We start from the raw sequence: 20,619 nt of genomic DNA, 5'->3' as shown, positions 1-20,619 counted from the left end.
CGCCGCGGCGTTCGGCAACATTTGCTGGCCGATGCGGCGCCCGCGGCGCCGGCGCCATGGCTACGGTGACGCTCGGCAGCACGCCGCTGCCGTCACCGGAGAACGCCATGTCGCTGTCCCGTCGCATCACTCCCTTGCTGCTGGCCCTGGCCGCCGGCGTCCTGGTCGCGCCCAGTGCACCGGCACGCGAACACACCCGCACGCGCACCGCCGGCGGCGCCGAGGGCGCCCGCCACGCCGCCGTGCAGGCCAGCGCCAGCGGCGCCCGCGGCAGCGTGCAGCGCGCCCGCCAATGGCAGGCCGATGGCCAGGGCAACGCCAGCGCGCGCAGCGCCGCTACCCGCACGACCGCCGCCGGCGGCAGCGCCACGCGCCAGGGCAGCGCCGAGCGCAACGCCGACGGCAGCGCCAGCCGCCAGGGCAGTGCCAGCGTCCAGCGCGCCGACGGTGCCAGCGCGAGCAGCAGCGGCAGCCTGGCCCGGGCCGCCGACGGCACGCTCAGCGGCAGCCGCCAGAGCAGCGTCGATGGCACGCAGGGCAGCTACCAGGGCAGCACCAGCGTGCAGGACGGCAGCGTCGTCCACACCGGCACCTGCACGGATGCGAGCGGCACCGTGGTGTCGTGCCGGCCGTAGGCGAGGGTGCGGGTCGGGATGTTCGAGGGCAGGAAGGCCCCTGTCCGCGGTCGGCTTCACGGCCCCGTCACGGCCAAGAATGGCTGCCGCGGCGGGGCCGGAATCGGCTGCCATCGGCAAACCGTTGCCAGGCTTAGGTTTTCGTAATTCCACCTACATTTAGCGTTGACGTCGTCGGCCGACCCCACTATCTTGGGGTGGTCGGTTCCGGCGGCCCCAAGCCGCGGGATCAAAAGGGAAGCCGGTGCGGCGTGCCAACGCCAACTCCGGCGCTGCCCCGCAGCGGTAATTGGGAACGAACCCGTCATCCGCACTGAGGCGCCCGCCTTGGGAAGCGACGGGCTAGGAACCGGCCACGGCCGTTGCCCATCAGCCCGAAGACCTGCCGACAGCCGCGCGAAGCACACCGCGCGGCGCCGACCGCGCGCTCTCCGGGGGGAGAGGGTCGGTGCAGCGATGACCGCCCGCAGGCCCGGTGCCTGCGCCGTTTGCAGTCTTCGCGACACCGCCTGCCCACCTGCGACCCGGTCGGACCGCTGCCTGCGAGGGTCGGGCGGCCGCGTGCACCACGCTTGGAGACCTTCATGAGCCAGACCCACAGCCTGCCGGCCACCGCGTCCGTCGACGCCGCCGTCGACCCCACGGCCGCTGCCGCCACTGCCCAGCCGGAGCAGCCGGCCAGCAGCGAGCCGAGCAACGACCAGCGCGCCGTGACCTGGATCGTCAAGGACGGCGGCAACCGCCGCATGGCCTTCGACCGCTCGCGCCTGCAGCGCACCCTGGACCGGATCCACGCCGAGTTCCCGCAGCTGGACGTGAGCGACTACGAGCGCAAGGCCTTCGCCTTCATCGAGAAGAAGGAAAGCCTGTCGGCCGACGACATGGTCGACTACCTGATCCGCGAGGCCGAGTCGCGCGTGGACATCGCCACGCCGGAGTGGGAGTACTTCGCCGCGCGCCTGTACCTGGACCGCCTGTACAAGCGCGCCAGCAAGAACCGTTTCTACGATGCCGGCGAGAAGTACGGTTCCTACGTCGGCCTGCAGGAAAGTCTGGCCGACCGCGGCGTGTACTCGATCGACATCCTCAAGAACTACTCCAAGGACGAACTGGCCGAAGCCGGCCGCATGATCGATCCGGAGCGCGACAAGCTGTTCGCCTACAACGGCCTGTACCTGCTGGCCACGCGCTACCTGGCCACCGACAACTCGCGCAAGGTCTACGAGCTGCCGCAGGAGCGCTGGCTGACCATCGCCCTGTACCTGATGCAGGACGAGAAGCCGCGCGAGCGCCGCATGCAGCTGGTCGGCGAGGCCTACTGGGCGCTGTCCAACCTGTATATGACCGTGGCCACGCCGACCCTGGCCAATGCCGGCAAGATCGGCGGGCAGCTGTCGAGCTGCTTCATCGACACCGTCGACGACAGCCTGCAGGGCATCTACGACTCCAACACCGACGTGGCGCGCGTGTCCAAGCACGGCGGCGGCGTCGGCGCCTACCTGGGCTACGTGCGTTCGTCCGGCTCGGCGATCCGCGGGGTGAAGAACTCCAGCGGCGGCGTGGTGCCGTGGATCAAGCAGCTCAACAACACCGCCGTGTCGGTGGATCAGCTCGGCCAGCGCAAGGGCGCCATCGCCGTGTACCTGGACATCTGGCACCGCGACATCGAGGCGTTCCTGGACCTGCGCCTGAACAACGGCGACCAGCGCCTGCGCGCGCACGACGTGTTCACCGCGGTGTGCGTGCCGGACATCTTCATGGAAGCGGTGGAGCGCCGCGGCGAGTGGTACCTGTTCGACCCGCACGAGGTGAAGGAGGTCAAGGGCTGGTACCTGCAGGACTTCTTCGACGAGAAGCGCGGCGAAGGCACCTTCCGCGCCAAGTACGAGGAAGTGGTGGCCGACGAGCGCATCGGCCGCAAGGTGGTCAAGGCCATCGACATGTTCAAGCGGATCATGGTCAGCCAGTTGGAGACCGGCAACCCGTTCATGTTCTATCGCGACGAAGTCAATCGCATGAACCCGAACAAGCACCAGGGCATGGTGTATTCCAGCAACCTGTGCACCGAGATCCTGCAGAACATGAGCCCGACGCGGGTCATCCAGGAGATGATCAGCGGCGACCAGATCGTCACCACCAAGCAGGCCGGCGACTTCGTCGTGTGCAACCTGTCCTCGGTGAACCTGGGCCGCGCGGTCACCGCGCAGCCGGACCTGCTGTCGCCGGACATCCTGGAGCGGCTGATCCGCGTCCAGGTGCGCATGCTCGACAACGTCATCGACCTCAACGAGCTGCCGGTGCCGCAGGCCACCATCACCAACCAGAAGTACCGCGCGATCGGCCTGGGCACCTTCGGCTGGCACCACCTGCTGGCGCAGAAGGGCATCGACTGGAATTCGCCGGACGCCGAGGCGTACAGCGATTCGCTGTACGAGCGCATCAACTACCTGACCATCCAGGCGAGCCTGGCGCTGGCCAAGGAGAAGGGCGCGTACAAGGTGTTCAAGGGCAGCGACTGGCAGAACGGCGAGTACTTCAGCAAGCGCGGCTACGACAGCGCCGAATGGCAGGAACTGGCCGCGCAGGTGAGCGTGCACGGCGTGCGCAACGCCTGGATGGTGGCGGTGGCGCCGAACATGAGCACCGCGCAGATCGCGGGCTCCACCGCGTCGATCGACCCGATCTACAGCGCGTTCTACTACGAAGAGAAGAAGGACTTCCGCCGTCCGGTCGTGGCGCCGGGGCTGACCGTGGACACCTATCCGTACTACGAGAAGGGCGCCTACAAGGTCGACCAGTTCGCCAGCGTGCGCCAGAACGCGCGCCGCCAGCGCCACGTCGACCAGTCGATCAGCTTCAACTTCTACGTGCCCAGCGGCATCCGCGCCAGCACCCTGCTGGACCTGCACATGACCGCGTGGAAGGAAGGCCTGAAGACCACCTACTACGTGCGTTCCAACGACATCGACATCAGCGAGTGCGAGTGGTGCTCAAGCTGATCGCCGGCGTCTGACGCCCGCGCCGCGCGGCAGGCTTGACCTGCCGCGCGCGTCCCGTATTCCCGCGCCGCCCGCCGGCGCCGTTCACCCGACTACCGAAGCACATCCATGGCCATCGCGCTCGACCGCATCAAGATCCTCGAACCGCTGCACCCCAACCGCTCCACCGGCATCATCAACGGCACCACCAGCGGCATCCTCAACTGGAACGACATCCCGTACCCGTCCTTCTACCGGGCGTACAAGGAACTGTCGACCAACTTCTGGATCCCCGACGAAGTGGACATGAAGGGCGATGCCAAGCAGTACGGGGAGCTGTCGGCGCGCGAGAAGAACGCCTACGACTCGATCATCGGCCTGCTGGCCACGCTGGATTCGCCGCAGACGCGCTTCATCTACAACGTCGCCGAATACATCACCGACCCGGCCGCGCACGCCAACGCCGCGATCATCGGCCAGCAGGAAGTGATCCACAACGAGAGCTACTCGTATGTGCTGGCCTCGATCGCCGGCCTGGCCGACCAGAACCGCGTGTTCGAGATCGCCCGCACGCATCCGACCATCATCGCGCGCAACCAGCCGATCATGCAGGCCTACGACGACTTCATGCGCGAGAAGACCGCAGAGACCCTGCTGCGCTCGCTGATTCAGTCCTCGATCCTGGAAGGCATCAACTTCTATTCCGGCTTCGCGTATTTCTACAACCTGGTGCGGCAGAACCGCATGACCGGCACCGGCAAGATCATCAGCTTCATCAACCGCGACGAACTGGCCCACACCAAGTTCATCAGCGAGCTGATCCGCGCCATCATCGGCGAGAACGCCGAGCTGCAGACCAACGAACTGACCGACTACGTGCATCAGGCCTTCGAGCACGCGATCCGCCTGGAGACCGAGTGGTCCTCGGAAGTGCTCGACGGCATCGAGGGCATCGACGTGGACGAGATGATCCAGTACGTGAAGTACCGCGCCAACAAGATGTCCGGCATGCTCGGCATCGAGAAGCTGTACAGCGGCGCCAGCGACAACGTGATGCCGTGGATCAAGGCCTACGCCGACAACTTCACCGAGACCAAGACCGACTTCTTCGAGATGCGCAACGCCAGCTACAAGAAGACCAACTCGGACAACGGCTTCGACGATCTCTGAAGAGCCGGGATTGGGGATTCGGGAATGGGGATTGGTAAAGGCAAGTCTCCGCGCTCTGACGAATCCCTAATCCCGAATCCCCGCCTCATGAAAATCCTGCTCGCCTACGCTTCGCTCAGCGGCAATACCCGCGACGTGGCCCGCCGCGTGCATGCGCAGTGCGAGGCGGCGGGGCATGAAGTGACCTGGATCCACACCGATCTGCAGACGCTGCAGGGTGCGCTCGGCGACGCCGCGCGCGCGGCGGATTTCGACCTGCATCTGCTCGGCAGTTGGAGCGACAACGCAGGGCGCACGCCGTCGGAGATGAAGCGTTACATCGCCGAGCTGGTCGAGGCGACCGGCAAGACGATCGAGGTGGCAGCGTTCGGTACCGGCGAGACGCAGTGGGGACTGGAGTACTACTGCGGGGCGGTCAAGCGCATCGCGCGGTTCTTCGACAGCGCTTATCCGCGACTGGAGATCGAGCAGATGCCGCATGGCGACCGCGACAACGCGGCGATCGACGCGTGGTGCGCGCAGGTGCTGGCGTTGCGCGCGGCGCGCGCGTCATCGGCAGGCGATGTACCGGTGGCCGCTGCCGAGCCCGCTTCCGCGGGCGCGGCGGGCTTCGCTGCGAGGGTGTTGCCGCTGCATGGCGGCGGCTGACGCCGTCGTTGTTCATCCGTTTTCCTGGCATCGCCGGCGTCCCCATCGCACGCCGGGCTTCTTCCGACATCAGACAAGGTTTCGTTCCATGCTCACCACCATCACCGTTTCCAGTGCCAAACAGTTCGCCGATGCGCTCGCCGCGCACCCGCGCGTGCTGGCCGATTTCAACAAGGACAACTGCCCCGGCTGCCGCATGCTCGACAAGTCGCTGGAGCGTTTCGCCGAGGGCGAGAGCGCGCAGGGCGTGACCCTGCTCAAGGTGAAGATGGAAGACGTGGGCGAGGAGTTCTTCCGCGCCCAGGGCCTGCGCCAGACGCCGACGCTGATGCTGTTCCGCCAGGGCGAGGAAGTGGCGCGGGTGCCCGGCTTCGTGCCGCCGGCCAAGATCGACGAAGCGGTGCGCACGCATCTGGGTTGAGCGCTCGCGTTCCTCGTATCTCATATCTCGTATCTCGTAGGAGCGGCTTCAGCCGCGACGGGCTTTCCCATAGTGTCTGTCGCGGCTGAAGCCGCTCCTACGGTTCTTTGTTTCGTCCGACAAGAAAATCTCAAGCGAAAGCAAGGCTTTCGCCTTGCGGCGAGTCACTTTTCTTTGCTTGTGCAAAGAAAAGTAACCAAAAGAAAGCACACCCTGCCTACGCGCCCTCCGCGCTAACGCGCTCCGGGTCCGCGTCCATCACGGGGATCCGCGGAAGGGGCATCCTGCCCCTGCCGCGGACGGCGCACGTCCCTGTGCGCCGCCCCTTCGGGGTTTTTCCCCGCGCTGGCCGCCGCTGCGGAAGGGAACCCGGTAAGTCAAAAGCCGAAGCAACAGCAACAGCAACAGCCGAAACAACAGCAACCGCCGAAGCGACTGCCGCTGCAGCGCACGCCCGCATCATTTCAGCGTTCGCAAGCGAATGCGCTGCTCGTGGCGGCCCACGTTGCTTGTCGATCATGTTGGACGCGCAAAACGACGCTGGTTTTCGAAGAAGCTACAGGCGCAGTTGTGCGTGGCATACAGGTGGCTGTGCCGGCGTGCACCAAGGTCAGGCGTATCACCATTGCAATGATGTATGTATGCGCTGTATCCGCAATAGCTTCTGCTTTTGCTATTGATGTTGCGTTGGCTTTTGACTTACTGGGTTCCCTTCCGCAGCGGCGGATGGACCGGGGAAAAACCCGTAGGGCGGCGCACATGGATGTGCGCCGTTCGCGGCAGGGGCAGGATGCCCCTTCCGCGAATCCCCGGTGCATCCGCGGACCCGGAGCGCGCAGCGCGGAGGGCGCAAGGCAGGGCGCGCTTTCTTTTGGTTACCTTTTCTTTGCGCGAGCAAAGAAAAGTAACTCGCCCGAAAGGGCGAAAGCCTTTGCTCTCGTCTACCGGGAAAAAGCTCGCGGCTAAAGCCGCTCCTACATTTCTGCCAAGAGAGCGCAGCCATGCACTGCAGCCCCCCCTACCCACGCCTGCCCGCCACATGCCCCTGCGCCAACTGCCACAGATGCCGCACGATCGGCATCGCCTGCGCGGTGGCCGGCAGCGCGGCCAGGGCCAGGCGCGCCATCGGCACGCGGCCTTCGATGTCCAGGTAGCGCACGCCGGGCAACTGCACCTGTGCGGTCGAGGCCGGGACCACCGACACGCCCAGTTCGGCGGCCACCAGGTTGACGATGGAGGACATCTGCGGCGCTTCCTGTTCGATCTTCAGTTCGAAGCCGGCCTGGCGGCAGGCGTCGAGGATCTCGTCGTACAGGCTGGTGCCGAAGCTGCGCGGGAACAGGATGAAGGGTTCGCCGGCCAGCGCCGACAGCGGCGCGCGGCGGCGCTTGGCCAGCCGGTGCGCCGCCGGCACCGCGATCTTCATCGGTTCGTCGGGCAGCTTGAGCAATTGCAGTTCCGAGGGCGTGGCCACGCTGTAGCGGATGAAGGCCGCATCCAGCCGCCCCTGCAGCAGCGCCGCAAGCAGGCCGGCGGTATTGGTCTCCTCCAGCGCCAGTGTCACCGCCGGCCAGCCGCGGCGGAAGCCGCGCACCAGGGTCGGCACGATCGGGTTGAACGCGGCCGAGGCGGTGAAGCCGAGCCGCAGCACGCCGCTCTCGCCGCGTGCGGCGCGGCGCGCGGCATCGCCGGCGCGTTCCAAGTCGACGAGCACGCGCCGGGCTTCGGTGCGGAAGGCGCGGCCGGCATCGGTGAGCTCGGCGCCGCGCGGCGTGCGCACGAACAACGGCGTGCCTAGTTCCTCCTCCAGCGCGCGGATCTGCTGGCTCAGCGGCGGTTGCTGGATGCCCAACTGCGCGGCGGCGCGGGTGAAGTGCCCGGCCTCGGCCACGGCCAGGAAATAGCGCAGGTGGCGCAGTTCCATGTCATATCCAGAACATATGGAGAGTGGGTAAATCATATATTGGACGCCGGGTGGCGGCAGGCGAATACTGGCCATCCGTTTCCCGCCGCGACCCACACCGTGAACGCCTCCAGCCAATGCCCGCCGGTGCACGCCGTGGACGATGCGCCGCTGTTGCGCATCCGCCTGGCGCTGTTCCTGGCCGGCTTCGCCACCTTCTCGCTGCTGTACAGCGTGCAGCCGCTGCTGCCCGAATTCGCCCACGAGTTCGGGCTCAGCGCGGCGGCCAGTTCGCTGCCGCTGTCGCTGGCCACCGGCGGCCTGGCGATCGCGATCTTCTGCGCTGGCGCGGTGTCGGAGACGCTGGGCCGGCGCGGGTTGATGTTTGTGTCGATCGCGCTGGCCGCGCTGCTCAACCTGCTGGCGTCGTGTCTGCCGCACTGGGGATCCCTGGTGGTGGTGCGCGCGCTGTCGGGCATCGCCCTGGGCGGCGTACCGGCGGTGGCGATGGTGTACCTGGCCGAGGAACTGCCGGCGAGCCGGCTCGGCGCGGCGACCGGGCTGTACGTGGCCGGCAATGCCTTCGGCGGCATGGTCGGCCGGATCGGCATGAGCATGCTCACCGACCACTTCGACTGGCGCATCGCGCTGGCCACGCTGAGTGCGGTGGATCTGCTGGCCGCGGTCGGCTTCGTGCTGCTGCTGCCGCCATCGCGGCACTTCGTGCGCCGCCAGGGAGTGAACCTGCGCTTCCACCTGCGCGCCTGGGGCGGGCATCTGCGCGATCGCCACCTGCCCTGGCTGTTCGCGATCCCGTTCCTGGCGATGGGCGTGTTCGTCAGCGTCTACAACTACGCCGGCTTCCGCCTGGGCGGGCCGGAGTTCGGGCTGAGCCAGAGCCAGCTCGGCATGATCTTCAGCGCCTACGTGTTCGGCATCGTGTCGTCCTCGGTCGCCGGCGCCGCCTCGGACCGGTTCGGTCGCGGCCCGGTGGTGCTGGCCGGCATCGCCACCGCGGCGCTGGGCGTGGCGCTGACCCTGGCGCATGCGCTGGCGCCGGTGATCGCCGGCATCGTGCTGCTGACCATCGGCTTCTTCGTCGCGCATTCGGCGGCCAGCGCCTGGGTCGGGCGCCTGGGCGGGCAGTTCAAGGGGCATGCCGCCTCGCTGTACCTGTTGGCGTACTACGCCGGCGCCAGCGTGATCGGCTCGCTCAGCGGCGCGGCGTGGCAGCACGGCGGCTGGAACGCACTGGTCGCCTGCTGTCTGGTGTTGCTGGGCATCGGCCTGGTCGCCGCGCAGGTGCTGCGCCGCGGCGCCGACGACAGCCGCCCCTACGGCCGCTTCGGGCCGCATCCGCCGCGCGGCGAGTGAGCCGCCCTCCAGCGAGCATTCCGCAATGCAGATCGACCATCTCGACCATCTGGTCCTCACCGTCGCCGACATCGAGGCGACGTGCGCGTTCTATGCGCGGGTGCTGGGCATGCGCGTGGTGACCTTCGGCGAAGGCCGCACGGCGCTGGCGTTCGGCGAGCAGAAGATCAACCTGCATCGGCATGGCCACGAGTTCGACCCGAAGGCGCGGGTGCCGACGCCGGGCTCGGCCGACCTGTGCTTTCTCACCGCCACGCCGCTGGCGCAGGTGGCCGAGGAACTGCGCGCTGCCGCCGTGCCGATCGAGGACGGGCCGGTGCAACGCACCGGCGCCCGCGGACCGATCCTGTCGCTGTACTTCCGTGATCCGGACGGCAACCTGATCGAGGTCGCCAACCCGTCGTGAACACGGGCGCCGCCGCGGCAGCGCCCGTGGCGTTCGGTCACTCCGTGTAGCTCACCGACAGGGTCACGTTGGCGTAGCCGCCGCTGCCGCCGACCAGGCGGAAGAAGTAGCTGCCGGTCGCCGGCAGCGCCATCTGCACGTTCTGCGTGGTGCCGTTGCGCACCGAGCTGTAGTCGGCATCGTTGCCGTCGGCGCTGGGTGCGCGCACCGCACGTACATACAGCCGCAGCTGGCCGCTACCGCCCAGGGTGCGCAGTTGCAGGTTGCGCGCGTTGGCCGGGACATCCAGGCGGTACAGCGGCCCCTGGCCCGCAGCGGCGGACAGCCGGCTCTGCGTGCCGCGCGCGATGGGCGTGGCGGTGGCCTCCTCGCCGCCGTCGCTGGCGCCGGCGGCGCGCGCGACCGCCTTGCCGGCATTGAGGATGCCGGCGCCGATGCGCAGCATCGGCTTCACCGGGAACACGTTGGAGGTCTGGGTCAGGATGTCGCGCATCTGCGCGGTCGTCGGCACCGGCCGGCCGGCGTTGATCGCCGCGCTGATCGCCAGGGCGACCACGCCGGCCACGTGCGGCGAGGCCATGGATGTGCCCGCGTAGCCGGCGTAGGCCGGCTGGTCCGGACCATGGGTACCGTTGTTGAGGGTGGACCAGACCAGGCCGGTGCGCACCGATCCCGCGCCGCTGGCCGCATCGTTGGCGTACACGCCGCCGCCGGGCGCGGACAGGGTGATGGTGTTGCCGAAGTTGGAGTAGTAGGCGCGACCGCCGGTGATGCCGGTGGCGGCGACGTTGATGACGCCCGGGCAACTGGCCGGCGAATAGCCCGCGGCGTCGGCGTTGTCGTTGCCCGCGGCCACCACCACCACGCTGCCGCGCGCGATCGCGCTGGCGATGGCATTGGCGGTGACCGAATCCTGCGCGCAGGCGCCGCCGCCGCCCAGGCTCATGTTGATCACCTCGGCCGGGTTGGTGTTGTCCGGCACGCCGTCGACGTGGCCGCCGGAGGCCCAGACGATGGCATCGGCGATGTCGGCGGTGGTGCCGCCGCAATGGCCGAGCGCGCGGATCGGCAGGATCTTCGCGTCCGGCGCGATCCCGGCCATGCCGATGCCGTTGTTGGTGCGCATGGCGATGGTGCCGGCGACGTGGGTGCCGTGCCAGGAACTGTCGGTCTGTTCCTGCGGTTGCGCACAGCCGCCGTTGGCGACCAGGTACTTGTCGTCGGTGGTCCAGTCACCGGTGTCCCAGCCGCCCGCGACGCGCCCGTTGCTGGCGCGGCCGGACATCAGCGCATCGCTGATGAAGTCGTAGCCGGCGCTGGCCAGCGAGGTGTCCAGGTCCGGGTGCGCGGTGATGCCGGTATCGATCACCGCCACCACCACGCCCTGGCCGGTGCCGTACTGCCAGGCCGGCAACAGATCGATGCCGCCACGGTTGGGATAGCCGGTGGTTTCCGGCGCCAGCGTTTCCAGGTGGCCATCGGGCGTGCGCAGGTGCCACTGCACGGCGTAGCCGGGATCGTTCGGTGCGCTCGCCGCGCTGGCCGTGGCCTGCGCGGCGCTGCGTACCGGCTTGAGCACCAGGTTGGGCTCCACGTGCGCGATAGCGGGGTCGGCCTTCAGGCTGGCGATCAGCGTCTGCAGCTGCGATGGCGTCAGCGCGCGGCTGGGCCGCACCAGGTCGGCGCCGACGGCGAGGCGACGCACCCGGTTCAAGGCCGGGGCGGTCTGCCGGTAGGTGCTGGTCCAGCTGCTGGCGGTGCTGCGCGCGGCCATGATCTGGTTCAGCGTGGCGCTGGCGGCGCGCGGGTCGCGGACGGCGCTGCTGCCGTCGCGGTAGGTCACGATCAGGCCGTCGTAGACGGTGGATTGCCCGGGCATGGCCTGGGCCAGCACCGAGAAGCGCGGGGCGGTCTGCGCCTGCGCGGTGCCGGCGAGGGCCAGGCCCAGCGACAGGGCGAGCAGGTTGCGGGAAAGCGGGGTGGCGTGGGTCATGGCGGTGTCTCTGCGAAGATCGACGAAGGCGTGGAAATCAAGGAAGGGGCGGCACCTGCGGCCGTGTCACCAACTGAAGCCGGCACCGGCGGACACGCTCTTCTCGCTGCCGGAGAAGGCGCCGCCGAGCGAGACGCTGGCGCGGTTGCCGATCGCGCGCTGGTAGCCCACCGCCAGCGCGCTTTCGCCGCCCTGCGAGCCGACGCCGACGCCGATGCGGTTGGCCCCGGCCAGGCCGGAGGTGTTGACCGCCATGCCGGCATAGGCGGCGCTGACCGCGCCCATCCGGTCGATACGCCGGTCCAGGTGCTGGAAGCGCTGGTCGGTGTCGGTGCGCAGCTTGGTCAGGTTGTCGTCCCAGCCGGTCATGCGGCTGTCGGTGTAGGCGTTGGCGCTGCTCAGGGTGGCGCTGTCGCCGGCCTGCATCTGCGCGACGTTGACCGCATCGGTGGCCGCGCTGCCGGCGGCGACGTTGCTGATCTGGCGTTCGTTGCCGGCGCTGCCGACCGAGACGGTATTGGCGCGCGTGGCGGAGGAGCCGCGGCCGATCGCCACGGCATTGTTCGCCGAGACCGACGCGCCCTGGCCGACGGCGGTGCCGGAGGCGGCCGCGACCGTGGCGCTTTCGCCGACCGCCACCGCGTTGGTGGCATTGGCGCTGATGCTGGCGTTGGCGCCGACCGCGGTACTGCCGTCGGCGTTGACCTGCGCGTTGCCGCCCAGCGCCGTGTCGTTGGGGCCGTAGGCCAGGGCATTGGACCCGATCGCCGTGCCGTTCTGGCCGTTGGCGGTGGCCTGGGCGCCCACCGCCACTGCGTTGGTGCCGGCACCGACGCTGGGGCCGCCGGTGCCGCCGCCGCCCACCGCCACGCCGCCAGCGCCACTGCCGACCCGGGTGTCCAGCGCCGACAACGCACCATCCAGCGCCGACAGCGCCGAGCCGACCGTGCCGTAGCTGCGCCCCTGGATCAGGTAGCTGCCGCCGCTGAAGCTGCCATCGCCGCCGACCGCGCTGCCGGCACCGAGCGCGCTGGCGATGCTGCGCAACTGCAGCACGTTGACCGCATCGGTGTCGGCGGTGCCGGCGGCGATGTAGGTGAGCTGGCGCAGCGCACCGTCGTTGCCGAAGGCGACTGCGTTGTCGCGGTCGGCCATCGAACCGGCGCCGATGGCCACGCTGTTGGCGCCGGTGGCGGCGCTGTTGTAGCCCAGTGCGACGCTGCCCGCGGTCAGTGCGGAGGCGCCGCTGCCGAGCGCGGTGGCGCCGGCGGCATTGGCGCTGGCGATGGCGCCGAAGGCGCTGGCGTCCTGCCCGTCGGCGAAGGCGGTGGCGCCCACCGCCAGCGCATTGGTGCTGGTCGCCAGCGCGGAGGCGCCCAGCGCCATGCTGTAGTCCGCGTCGGCATGGCTGTCGAAGCCCAGCGCGGTGCCGTAGTCGGACAGCGCCCAGGCGCCGGCGCCGACGGTGACCGCGCCCAGTCCGTTGGATTGCGCCGGCACGCCCGCATTGCTGGCGCCGATCGCCACGCTCTGCTGGCCGGCCGCCGAGGCGCTGTCGCCGATCGCGATGCCGCCGTCGCCACTGGCGGTGGCGGTGTAGCCCATCGCCACGCCGAAGAAGCCGGAGGCGACGCTGTAGCCGCCGTTGGCGACGGCGCCGGTGCCGCTGGCATTGGCGGCATAGCCGAACGCGCTGGCCTGCTCGGCGCTGGCGCTGGACGAGGAGCCGCTGGCGGTGGCGTAGTTGGCGCTGGCCGATGCGGTGGCACCCACTGCGGTGGCGCCGGAGCCACTGGCGCTGGTGTTCCAGCCCAGCGCGCTGGCACTGTCAGCGGTTGCGGTGGCGGCCGTGCCCAGGGCCAGGGAACCGAAGCCGGTACTCTGCGCGCCGGCCGAGTCGCCGTAGGTGCTGCCGAAGAAGCTGCCGCCGATCGCGATCGCCGAGGTGCCGCTGGCGACCGCGCCGTCGCCCATGGCGATGGCGGCGCTGTCGGAGGCGACGGTGTGGTGGCCGATCGCGATGGCGAAGGCGCCGGAGGCGTCGGCGCGTGCACCCATCGCCACCGCGCGCAGGCCGGCGGCGCTGGCGTAGTCGCTGCCGTCGTTCAAGCCTTCGGCCAGGAAGTAGTGGGTGGTGTTCTGGGTGCCGGGCTGCACGTCCTGGGTGGTGGCGTCCTGCGGCGCCGCGTCGGCGTCGGCGCTGTCCGTCTCGGTGGGGGTGGCGTCGCCCTGCGGCGCCTGCGAGGGCGGCTGGGTCGCCGCGGTCGGTGCCGTGGCAGTGACCGCGAAGGCGCTCGAGGGCAGGCTCAGCGCGAGCAGCAACGCGGCGGTCAACAGACCGTCAGAGGCCTGCGGCAGGATGGACGAGGACGACGACAGCGGGCGCACGGCGGCGCGCAGGGCATTGGGCAGAAGAGGCATGGTCGATTCCGGGCTGGGGCCGGGAGCGTCGTCCCGACAACGAGTCAGGCCCGATTAAGGCCGCAAGCCCAGCCCCCTTCAATGCACGCAAATTCACGTCTCCCTCACGGTAGACTCACCGTCATGGGAGCCTGGGTGAGATGGGGTGCGCACTCTGCGCCGGTCGCGCTTGCCGCGCGGCTGTGGCGGCGCCTCTCGCTGTGGCTGCGCCGGGTGCCGATCGCCGATCCGCTGGACCGGCGCAACGCGCCCGCGCTGCAGGTGCTGTTCGTGTTCCTGGGCAGCGAGATCCCGCTCAACAAGCTCTACCACCTGCTGACCGCACCGCGCATCGAGATGAGCACGATGCAGTTGGCGGTGGACGTCGGCACCGATGCGGCGATCGCCGCCGCGGCCTGGGGCGGGGTCTGGATGATCCGCCGCGGCCTGCTGAAACAGGCCGCCGCCGCGTTCATCGCGGTGGTGCTGTGCTCGGCGGTCGCCGCCAACCTGGCGTTCGGCTACCAGCTGCAGGCCTTCGATCCGTACCCGATGATGATGCTGACCCTGGCCGCGCTGGTGATCGGGCGCCGCGCGCTGTGGCTGGTGTACCTGTGCATCCCGCTGATCTTCTGGCTGGGCATGGAAAGCCCCTGGGGCCAGGACCCGCGCGGCACCCGCAGCCCGTTCCAGAACCTGCCCTCGCTGGCGTTGAGCTACCTGATGATCACCCTGGTGCTGGATCGCACCGTCGCCGCGCTGCGCGAGAGCCTGTGGCGTGCGCGGCGCAGCGCCGCGCGCCTGCGCGTGGAGATGCGCGAACGCACCCTGGCGCAGCAACGCCTGCTGCATCTGCAGAAGATCGAGCTGGTGGAGCAGCTGGCCAGCGGCGTGTCGCACGACTTCAACAACATCCTCAGTGCGATCCTCGGCTACACCGAGCAACGCCATTGCGTGCACGAACTGGACTATCACCCGCCGCGCGATGCGCTGGTGCTGGCCGATGCACTGGAAGGCGTGGCCCTGGCCGCGCATCGCGGCGTGGCGGTCAGTCGCAAGCTGCTCAGCTTCAGTCGCCGCGAGGCGAGCGTGCCCGAGCGCTTCGATGCCGGCGAAGCGCTGCGCAGCCTGCAGCCGATGCTGCGACAACTGTTCGGTGCCGCGGTACAGGTGCGCCTGGATCTGGCCACCGAAGCGGCGCCGGTGTTCCTGGATCGCAGCCGCTTCGATCTGGCGCTGCTCAACTTCGCTGCCAACGCACGCGATGCGATGCCCGGCGGCGGCTGCTTTTCGCTGCAACTGCGCCGCGATGGCGAGGCCGTCGCCATCGCCATCGCCGACACCGGCGTGGGCATGAGCGAGGCCGTGCAACGGCAGATCTTCGAGCCGTTCTTCACCACCAAGCCGGCCGGGCAGGGCACCGGGCTGGGTCTGGCGGTGGCGTTCGAAATGGCGCAACAGGCGCATGGCAGCCTGCAGGTGCGCAGCGCGCCCGGCGCCGGCACCTGCTTCGTGCTGCGCCTGCCGCTGGCCGGGCTCAGCGCTCCTGCGGCATGAGCAGATAGCCTTCGCCGCGCACCGCGCGCAATGGCAGCGCGCTGCCGGTGCGCTCCTGCACTTTCTGCCGCAGCCGATGCAACAACGCGTCCAGCCGGTGCGGATCGATCTCCAGCCCGGCATTGCCGCCGAGCATGCCGATCAACGCATCGCGGCTGACCAGGCGTCCGCGCGCCTGCCACAGGCTTTGCAGCACCTTGCGTTCGGAGGCGGTCAACGGCACCGCCTGCCCGTCCGGCGCGAACAGGCACCAGCCGTCGTCCTGCAGCTGCCATTCCTCGCTGGCCGGCGCGCTCGGCCGCAGCATGCGCCGGGCCACGCTGAACAAGGTGGCGGCGAGGATCTCGATCTGCACCGGCTTGATCAGGTACGCATCCGCGCCCTGGACCAGCCCGCGCACCAGATCCGGCTGCTCGCCGCGGCCGCTGAGGATGACGATGCCCATGCCGGGGCGACGTTCCTGCAGTTGCTGGGTCAGAGTGAAGCCGTCGCTGTCGGGCAGGCCGATGTCGAGCACGATCAGGTCGAAACGCTGCGCCTCCAGCGCCGCCCACAGCGCCTGCGCGGTGCGCAGCGGCGTGACCTCGAAGCCGTGCCGCTGCAGGCCCGGCAGCAACACGCGGTCGCGCAGCACATCGTCGTCCTCCAGCAACGCCACCCGCAGTGGGGCGTTGGCGGCAGCGGCGAGCGGGGACGGGGTGGGATCGGAAACGCGGCTCACGAGACGGAATCGGCGAAGGGACGGCATTCCTCACGGAGGCGGCGTGCGGCCTGCAGGGTGCCGTGAACGCCGAGCATCCTGCCGCGACCTGGACAGTAGCCAGTTTCCAGCGGGCTTTCAATGCGCGCGGCAACGCTTCAGCGGCCGTGGCGGCCAGGGCTTGCGTTGCTGCCGCCCACCCCCTAGATAGGAGCCGACACGCCGTCGTCGCGTGCGCCTCCACCACCTCCGGGACCTTCACGATGTCGCAGTTGCTGCAGGATCACGCCGCGTCCGCACCGCCGGCGGCGTCCGCGCTGGAAGCGTTCGTCGACCGCCATCGGCGCCTGTTCGTGCTGACCGGTGCCGGCTGCAGCACCGACTCGGGCATTCCCGACTATCGCGACGCCGCCGGCGACTGGAAGCGTGCGCAGCCGGTGACCTACCAGGCGTTCATGGGCGAACTGGCGACGCGGCAACGCTACTGGGCGCGCAGCCTGCTCGGCTGGCCGCGCTTCGGCCATGCCCGGCCCAATCCCACCCACGCCGCGCTGGCGCAGCTGGAAGCGCGCGGCCAGGTCGAAGTGCTGCTGACCCAGAACGTGGATGGCCTGCACCAGGCCGCCGGCAGCCGCGCCACCATCGACCTGCACGGGCGCCTGGACGTGGTGCGCTGCATGGGCTGCGAGCGGCGCATGCCGCGCGAGGCGTTCCAGCAACACCTGCTGCAGCACAACCCGCAGTGGGCGACGTTGCAGGCCGCGCCGGCGCCCGACGGCGATGCCGACCTGGAGGGCGAGGATTTCGCCAGCTTCGTGGTGCCGGCCTGCACGCACTGCGCTGGCGTACTGAAGCCGGACGTGGTGTTCTTCGGCGAGAACGTGCCGCGCGAGCGTGTGGCCAGCGCCTTCGCGCATCTGCAGCGCGCCGACGCGGTGCTGGTGGTGGGTTCGTCGCTGATGGTCTATTCCGGCTTCCGCTTCGTGCAGGCCGCGGCCAAGGCCTGCCTGCCGATCGCCGCGGTCAACCTGGGCCGCACCCGTGGCGACGACCTGCTGAGCCTGAAGCTGGAGCAGCCGTGCGCGCAGGCGCTGTCCTTCCTGCTGCCGGCGGCGGCGCGCGTTCCGAATCCCGGCACGAACTGATCCATCGGCAGTGGTTGATCGCGCCGCATGGCAGGAGTGCAATGGTCGCTTGCCGCGCCGCGCGCGGCGTTTCCACGGATCCGTATCGTGAGTCACTTGTTCTCGCCCCTCGCGCTGGGGCCGCTGTCGTTGTCCAACCGCATCGTGATCGCACCGATGTGCCAGTACTCCGCCGAGGACGGCCGTGCCAGCGACTGGCACACGCAGCATCTCGGGCAACTGGCGCAGTCCGGCGCCGGGCTGCTGATCCTGGAGGCGACCGCGGTGGAGCCGCGCGGGCGCATCAGCTACGCCGACCTGGGCCTGTGGGACGACGCCACCGAGGCGGCGCTGGCCACGGTGTTGCGTTCGGTGCGGCGCTGGTCGCCGATGCCGCTGGGCATCCAGCTCGCGCATGCCGGACGCAAGGCGTCCACGCGCAAGCCCTGGGACGGCGGCGGCGCGATCGCGCCCGAGCAGCCGAACGGCTGGCAGACGGTGGCGCCGTCGGCGCAGGCATTCGCCGCCGACGGCCCGCCGCCGCAGGCGCTGGACCTGGCCGGCATCGACGCCATCGTCGAGGCGTTCGTGGCGTCGGCGCGGCGCGCCGAGCGACTCGGCTTCGAGCTGATCGAACTGCACGCCGCACACGGCTACCTGCTGCACCAGTTCCTGTCGCCGCTGAGCAACCAGCGCACCGATGCCTACGGTGGCAGCCTGGAGAACCGCATGCGCCTGCTGCTGCGCGTGCATGCAGCGGTACGCGCCGCCGTGGCGCCTGGCATCGCGGTGGGCGTGCGCATCTCCGCCACCGACTGGGTCGATGGCGGCTGGGATCTGGCGCAGAGCGAGGTGCTGGCGCAGGCGCTGCAGGCGCAGGGCTGCGATTATCTGCACGTGTCCAGCGGCGGGCTCGATCGGCGCCAGCGCATTCCGGTGGCGCCCGGCTACCAGGTGCCGCTGGCCGAGGCGCTGCACCGCGCGGTGCGCATGCCGGTGATCGCAGTGGGCCTGATCACCGAGCCGCAGCAGGCCGAGGCCATCCTCGCCGAGGACCGTGCCGATGCCATCGCGCTGGCCCGCGGCATCCTCTACGATCCGCGCTGGCCGTGGCACGCGGCCGCCGCGCTGGGCGCGCGGCTGCGCCCGTCGCCGCAATACCTGCGTTGCGAGCCGCATGCGGCGCGCGGCGTGTTCGACGCCTGACCGGCACGCGCCGCGCGTACCGATGGCGGCCTCCATTTCGATTCCTCCAGGGAGCATGCAATGACGACGATTGGATTTCTCGGCCTGGGCACGATGGGCCAGCCGATCGCGCTCAACCTGCTGCGCGCCGGCCATGCGTTGACGGTGTGGAACCGCAGCGCCGCGGCGGCGCAGCCCCTGCTCGAGGCCGGCGCGCAGCAGGCTGCGCAACCAGCCGATGCGGTGCGCGGGCCGGTGCTGTTCTCGATGCTGGCCGACGACACCGCGGTGCGCGAGACCCTGCTCGATCGCGGCGCCCTGGACGCGCTCACCGCCGGCAGCGTGCACGTCAACATGGCCACGATTTCGGTGGCGCTGGCGCGCGAACTGCACGCGCTGCATGCCGAGCGCGGCGTCGCCTACCTGGCGATGCCGGTGCTGGGGCGGGTGGAGGTGGCCGCGGCCGGCCAGCTCAATCTGCTTGCCGCCGGCGACGCCGCGGCGCTGGCGCGGGTGCAGCCCTTGCTCGACGTCATCGGGCGCAAGACCTGGTACTTCGGTACCGCGCCGGAACAGGCCAACGCGGTCAAGCTCGCCGCCAACCTGTGCCTGGCCAGCGCCATCGGCACCATGGCCGAGGCGTCGGCACTGGTGCGCGGGCATGGCGTGGAGGCGGCCGATTTCCTCGACATGCTCACCAGCACCGTGTTCGCCGCACCGGCCTACCAGACCTACGGCGGCATGATCGCCGAACAGCGCTACAGCCCGGCCGGCTTCAAGGCCACGCTGGGCCTGAAGGACGTGCGCCTGGCGCTGAACGCCGGCGAGACCCGGCACGTGCCGATGCCGCTGGCGGCGGTGCTGCGCGATGCCTTCATCGAGGCGATCGCGCACGGCGACGGCGACCTCGACTGGGCGGCACTGGCCAAGGTCGCCGCGCGCCGCGCCGGCCAGGCCTGAAGCGCCGACGGATCTTCAGCGGACCTTGGCGGCGCATGCCGCACACTGCGCACCCGCTTGAGCCTGGCGCGCGCTTGCCGCTAAGGTGCGGCGATTTGCTGGCGCATCACAGGAGGATGCCATGAGTCCGAATTCGTCCGATCCCGGCGACAGAGCCCCGATCCAGCCGCCGCGCGCGGTGGTGCGCGAGCCCGTGCCCGGGCCCGATCACCCGGAGCATCCGGACCATCTCCTGTACGCGCAGATCCGCGAGGGCGTGCACGCGCTGGACGCCGCCTGCGGCCGCGCGCCGGACGCGATCAGCGAGCGCATGGTGGCGCGGCTGCTGCCGCTGGCCAAGGAATACGGTTTCGACCAGGTCGACCACGTGGTGCTCAGCCGCGAGATCGGCGACGTGGAGGATGGCGAGAACGTATTCCTGGTGCGCGGCGACCTGGACGATCCGGCGCACCTGCGCGCGCACATCACCACCCACGAAGCGGTCGGCATGTCAGTGGAGGATTCGCTGGCGCGCCTGGAAAAGGTCAACCGCCGCCTGGCGCTGCGCCTGCGCCCGGAGTGAGTGCAGGCGAGTGAGCAACGTCCCGGGTGCGACGTCAGCTGCGACCGGGCTTCAGTGCAAGCATGGCGAGCCCCTCTCCCCCCGGGAGAGGGGTTGGGGTGAGGGTACGAGCGCGCAGCGCACGCGGTGTTTCGACTGCACGAGGCTTCGCCCGACCCTCATCCGCCCCTTCGGGGCACCTTCCCCCAAAAAGGGGCCATGGTCTCGAGGGGAGAAGGAGAAGCCGGCCTCGGCTGGATGGCTCTTGGCCCCTCTCCCTCCGGGAGAGGGGTTGGGGTGAGGGTCCGGACGCGCAGCGCACGCGGTGTTTCGACTGCACGAGGCTGCGCCCGAACCCTCATCCGCCCCTTCGGGGCACCTTCCCCCAAAAAGGGGGCCATGGTCCCGAGGGGGGAAGGAGAAGCCGGCCTCGGCTGGATGGCTCTTAGCCCCTCTCCCCCCGGGAGAGGGGTTGGGGTGAGGGTACGGGCACGCAGCGCATGCGGTGTTTCGACTGCAAGAGGCTCCGCCCGAACCCTCATCCGCCCCTTCGGGGCACCTTCTCCCGGAGGGAGAAGGAAAAGCCGGCTCCGGCTGGATGGCGTGGCCTCTTCTCACCGTCCT

Annotated in this window: 16 protein-coding genes and 1 riboswitch; of the genes, 12 read left to right on the top strand and 4 right to left on the bottom strand. The window is 69.8% G+C overall.

From position 1 onward, the window contains the following. The first annotated feature begins 107 nt into the window (after window positions 1-107). The 5 genes from PIQ37_RS19505 to PIQ37_RS19485 all read left to right on the top strand — a co-directional run bounded on the left by PIQ37_RS19505 (window position 108) and on the right by PIQ37_RS19485 (window position 5,852). A complete protein-coding gene (locus PIQ37_RS19505; RefSeq protein ID WP_342074732.1) occupies window positions 108-635 on the top strand; it encodes a hypothetical protein in 528 nt (175 codons plus the stop codon). Window positions 636-820: 185 nt separating this feature from the next. Beyond that, window positions 821-1,039, top strand: a riboswitch (cobalamin riboswitch). Between the two features lie 180 nt (window positions 1,040-1,219). Continuing rightward, window positions 1,220-3,634, top strand: coding sequence for a ribonucleoside-diphosphate reductase subunit alpha (locus PIQ37_RS19500; protein ID WP_342074731.1), 2,415 nt, complete (start codon window positions 1,220-1,222; stop codon window positions 3,632-3,634). A gap of 108 nt (window positions 3,635-3,742) precedes the next feature. Then, window positions 3,743-4,783: a ribonucleotide-diphosphate reductase subunit beta gene (locus tag PIQ37_RS19495; protein ID WP_010340146.1), complete on the top strand. Its 1,041-nt coding sequence runs from the start codon at window positions 3,743-3,745 to the stop codon at window positions 4,781-4,783. Between the two features lie 87 nt (window positions 4,784-4,870). Then, window positions 4,871-5,431 carry a flavodoxin gene (locus PIQ37_RS19490; protein WP_342074746.1) on the top strand — a complete coding sequence of 187 codons (561 nt, stop codon included), beginning with the start codon at window positions 4,871-4,873 and terminating at the stop codon, window positions 5,429-5,431. 88 nt (window positions 5,432-5,519) lie between these two features. Next, window positions 5,520-5,852 carry a thioredoxin family protein gene (locus PIQ37_RS19485; RefSeq protein WP_342074730.1) on the top strand — a complete coding sequence of 111 codons (333 nt, stop codon included), beginning with the start codon at window positions 5,520-5,522 and terminating at the stop codon, window positions 5,850-5,852. Window positions 5,853-6,870: 1,018 nt separating this feature from the next. Here PIQ37_RS19485 and PIQ37_RS19480 read toward each other — a convergent pair. Next, window positions 6,871-7,776, bottom strand: a complete 906-nt coding sequence (locus PIQ37_RS19480) for a LysR family transcriptional regulator (RefSeq protein WP_342074729.1) — start codon at window positions 7,774-7,776, stop codon at window positions 6,871-6,873. A 99-nt stretch (window positions 7,777-7,875) separates the two neighbouring features. On the opposite strand from PIQ37_RS19480, the gene PIQ37_RS19475 reads away from it, so the two are divergent. Then, window positions 7,876-9,129, top strand: coding sequence for an MFS transporter (locus PIQ37_RS19475; protein ID WP_342074728.1), 1,254 nt, complete (start codon window positions 7,876-7,878; stop codon window positions 9,127-9,129). Window positions 9,130-9,154: 25 nt separating this feature from the next. After that, complete coding sequence (locus PIQ37_RS19470) at window positions 9,155-9,535, top strand: VOC family protein (protein WP_342074727.1); 381 nt, start codon at window positions 9,155-9,157, stop codon at window positions 9,533-9,535. Between the two features lie 37 nt (window positions 9,536-9,572). On the opposite strand, the gene PIQ37_RS19465 is transcribed toward PIQ37_RS19470, so the two are convergent. Both PIQ37_RS19465 and PIQ37_RS19460 read right to left on the bottom strand, forming a co-directional pair. Continuing rightward, complete coding sequence (locus tag PIQ37_RS19465; RefSeq protein ID WP_342074726.1) at window positions 9,573-11,528, bottom strand: S8 family serine peptidase; 1,956 nt, start codon at window positions 11,526-11,528, stop codon at window positions 9,573-9,575. Between the two features lie 66 nt (window positions 11,529-11,594). Beyond that, entirely contained in the window at window positions 11,595-13,949 is a 2,355-nt protein-coding gene (locus tag PIQ37_RS19460) for a YadA family autotransporter adhesin (RefSeq protein WP_342074725.1), read from the bottom strand. A gap of 135 nt (window positions 13,950-14,084) precedes the next feature. Between PIQ37_RS19460 and PIQ37_RS19455 the strand changes: the two genes are divergently transcribed. Then, on the top strand, window positions 14,085-15,485 hold the full coding sequence (locus PIQ37_RS19455; RefSeq protein WP_053069678.1) for a sensor histidine kinase: 1,401 nt from the start codon (window positions 14,085-14,087) through the stop codon (window positions 15,483-15,485). On the opposite strand, the gene PIQ37_RS19450 is transcribed toward PIQ37_RS19455, so the two are convergent. After that, on the bottom strand, window positions 15,466-16,206 hold the full coding sequence (locus tag PIQ37_RS19450; protein WP_043084845.1) for a response regulator transcription factor: 741 nt from the start codon (window positions 16,204-16,206) through the stop codon (window positions 15,466-15,468). The genes PIQ37_RS19455 and PIQ37_RS19450 overlap by 20 nt on opposite strands. 242 nt (window positions 16,207-16,448) lie before the next feature. Between PIQ37_RS19450 and PIQ37_RS19445 the strand changes: the two genes are divergently transcribed. From PIQ37_RS19445 to PIQ37_RS19430, 4 genes are all read left to right on the top strand, one after another. Beyond that, window positions 16,449-17,330 carry an NAD-dependent protein deacetylase gene (locus PIQ37_RS19445; RefSeq protein WP_342074724.1) on the top strand — a complete coding sequence of 294 codons (882 nt, stop codon included), beginning with the start codon at window positions 16,449-16,451 and terminating at the stop codon, window positions 17,328-17,330. An 87-nt stretch (window positions 17,331-17,417) separates the two neighbouring features. After that, entirely contained in the window at window positions 17,418-18,515 is a 1,098-nt protein-coding gene (locus PIQ37_RS19440) for an NADH:flavin oxidoreductase/NADH oxidase (RefSeq protein WP_342074723.1), read from the top strand. A gap of 60 nt (window positions 18,516-18,575) precedes the next feature. Beyond that, entirely contained in the window at window positions 18,576-19,454 is an 879-nt protein-coding gene (locus PIQ37_RS19435) for an NAD(P)-dependent oxidoreductase (RefSeq protein ID WP_152181580.1), read from the top strand. A gap of 121 nt (window positions 19,455-19,575) precedes the next feature. Then, a complete protein-coding gene (locus tag PIQ37_RS19430; protein ID WP_017908683.1) occupies window positions 19,576-20,016 on the top strand; it encodes an XVIPCD domain-containing protein in 441 nt (146 codons plus the stop codon). Window positions 20,017-20,619 lie beyond the last annotated feature (603 nt).

This window comes from Xanthomonas protegens, from assembly GCF_038442435.1.
In the GTDB taxonomy this organism is placed as follows: domain Bacteria; phylum Pseudomonadota; class Gammaproteobacteria; order Xanthomonadales; family Xanthomonadaceae; genus Xanthomonas_A; species Xanthomonas_A sontii.
The sequence above is the reverse complement of the archived record's forward strand: the minus strand, read 5'-3'. Positions and strand labels throughout refer to the sequence as shown.

Coding starts and splice junctions, on each gene's coding strand:
- PIQ37_RS19505 (WP_342074732.1), top strand. CDS start 108: ATGTCGCTGTCCCGTCGCATCACTCCCTTGCTGCTGGCCCTGGCCGCC.
- PIQ37_RS19500 (WP_342074731.1), top strand. CDS start 1,220: ATGAGCCAGACCCACAGCCTGCCGGCCACCGCGTCCGTCGACGCCGCC.
- PIQ37_RS19495 (WP_010340146.1), top strand. CDS start 3,743: ATGGCCATCGCGCTCGACCGCATCAAGATCCTCGAACCGCTGCACCCC.
- PIQ37_RS19490 (WP_342074746.1), top strand. CDS start 4,871: ATGAAAATCCTGCTCGCCTACGCTTCGCTCAGCGGCAATACCCGCGAC.
- PIQ37_RS19485 (WP_342074730.1), top strand. CDS start 5,520: ATGCTCACCACCATCACCGTTTCCAGTGCCAAACAGTTCGCCGATGCG.
- PIQ37_RS19480 (WP_342074729.1), bottom strand. CDS start 7,776: ATGGAACTGCGCCACCTGCGCTATTTCCTGGCCGTGGCCGAGGCCGGG.
- PIQ37_RS19470 (WP_342074727.1), top strand. CDS start 9,155: ATGCAGATCGACCATCTCGACCATCTGGTCCTCACCGTCGCCGACATC.
- PIQ37_RS19465 (WP_342074726.1), bottom strand. CDS start 11,528: ATGACCCACGCCACCCCGCTTTCCCGCAACCTGCTCGCCCTGTCGCTG.
- PIQ37_RS19460 (WP_342074725.1), bottom strand. CDS start 13,949: ATGCCTCTTCTGCCCAATGCCCTGCGCGCCGCCGTGCGCCCGCTGTCG.
- PIQ37_RS19445 (WP_342074724.1), top strand. CDS start 16,449: ATGTCGCAGTTGCTGCAGGATCACGCCGCGTCCGCACCGCCGGCGGCG.
- PIQ37_RS19435 (WP_152181580.1), top strand. CDS start 18,576: ATGACGACGATTGGATTTCTCGGCCTGGGCACGATGGGCCAGCCGATC.
- PIQ37_RS19430 (WP_017908683.1), top strand. CDS start 19,576: ATGAGTCCGAATTCGTCCGATCCCGGCGACAGAGCCCCGATCCAGCCG.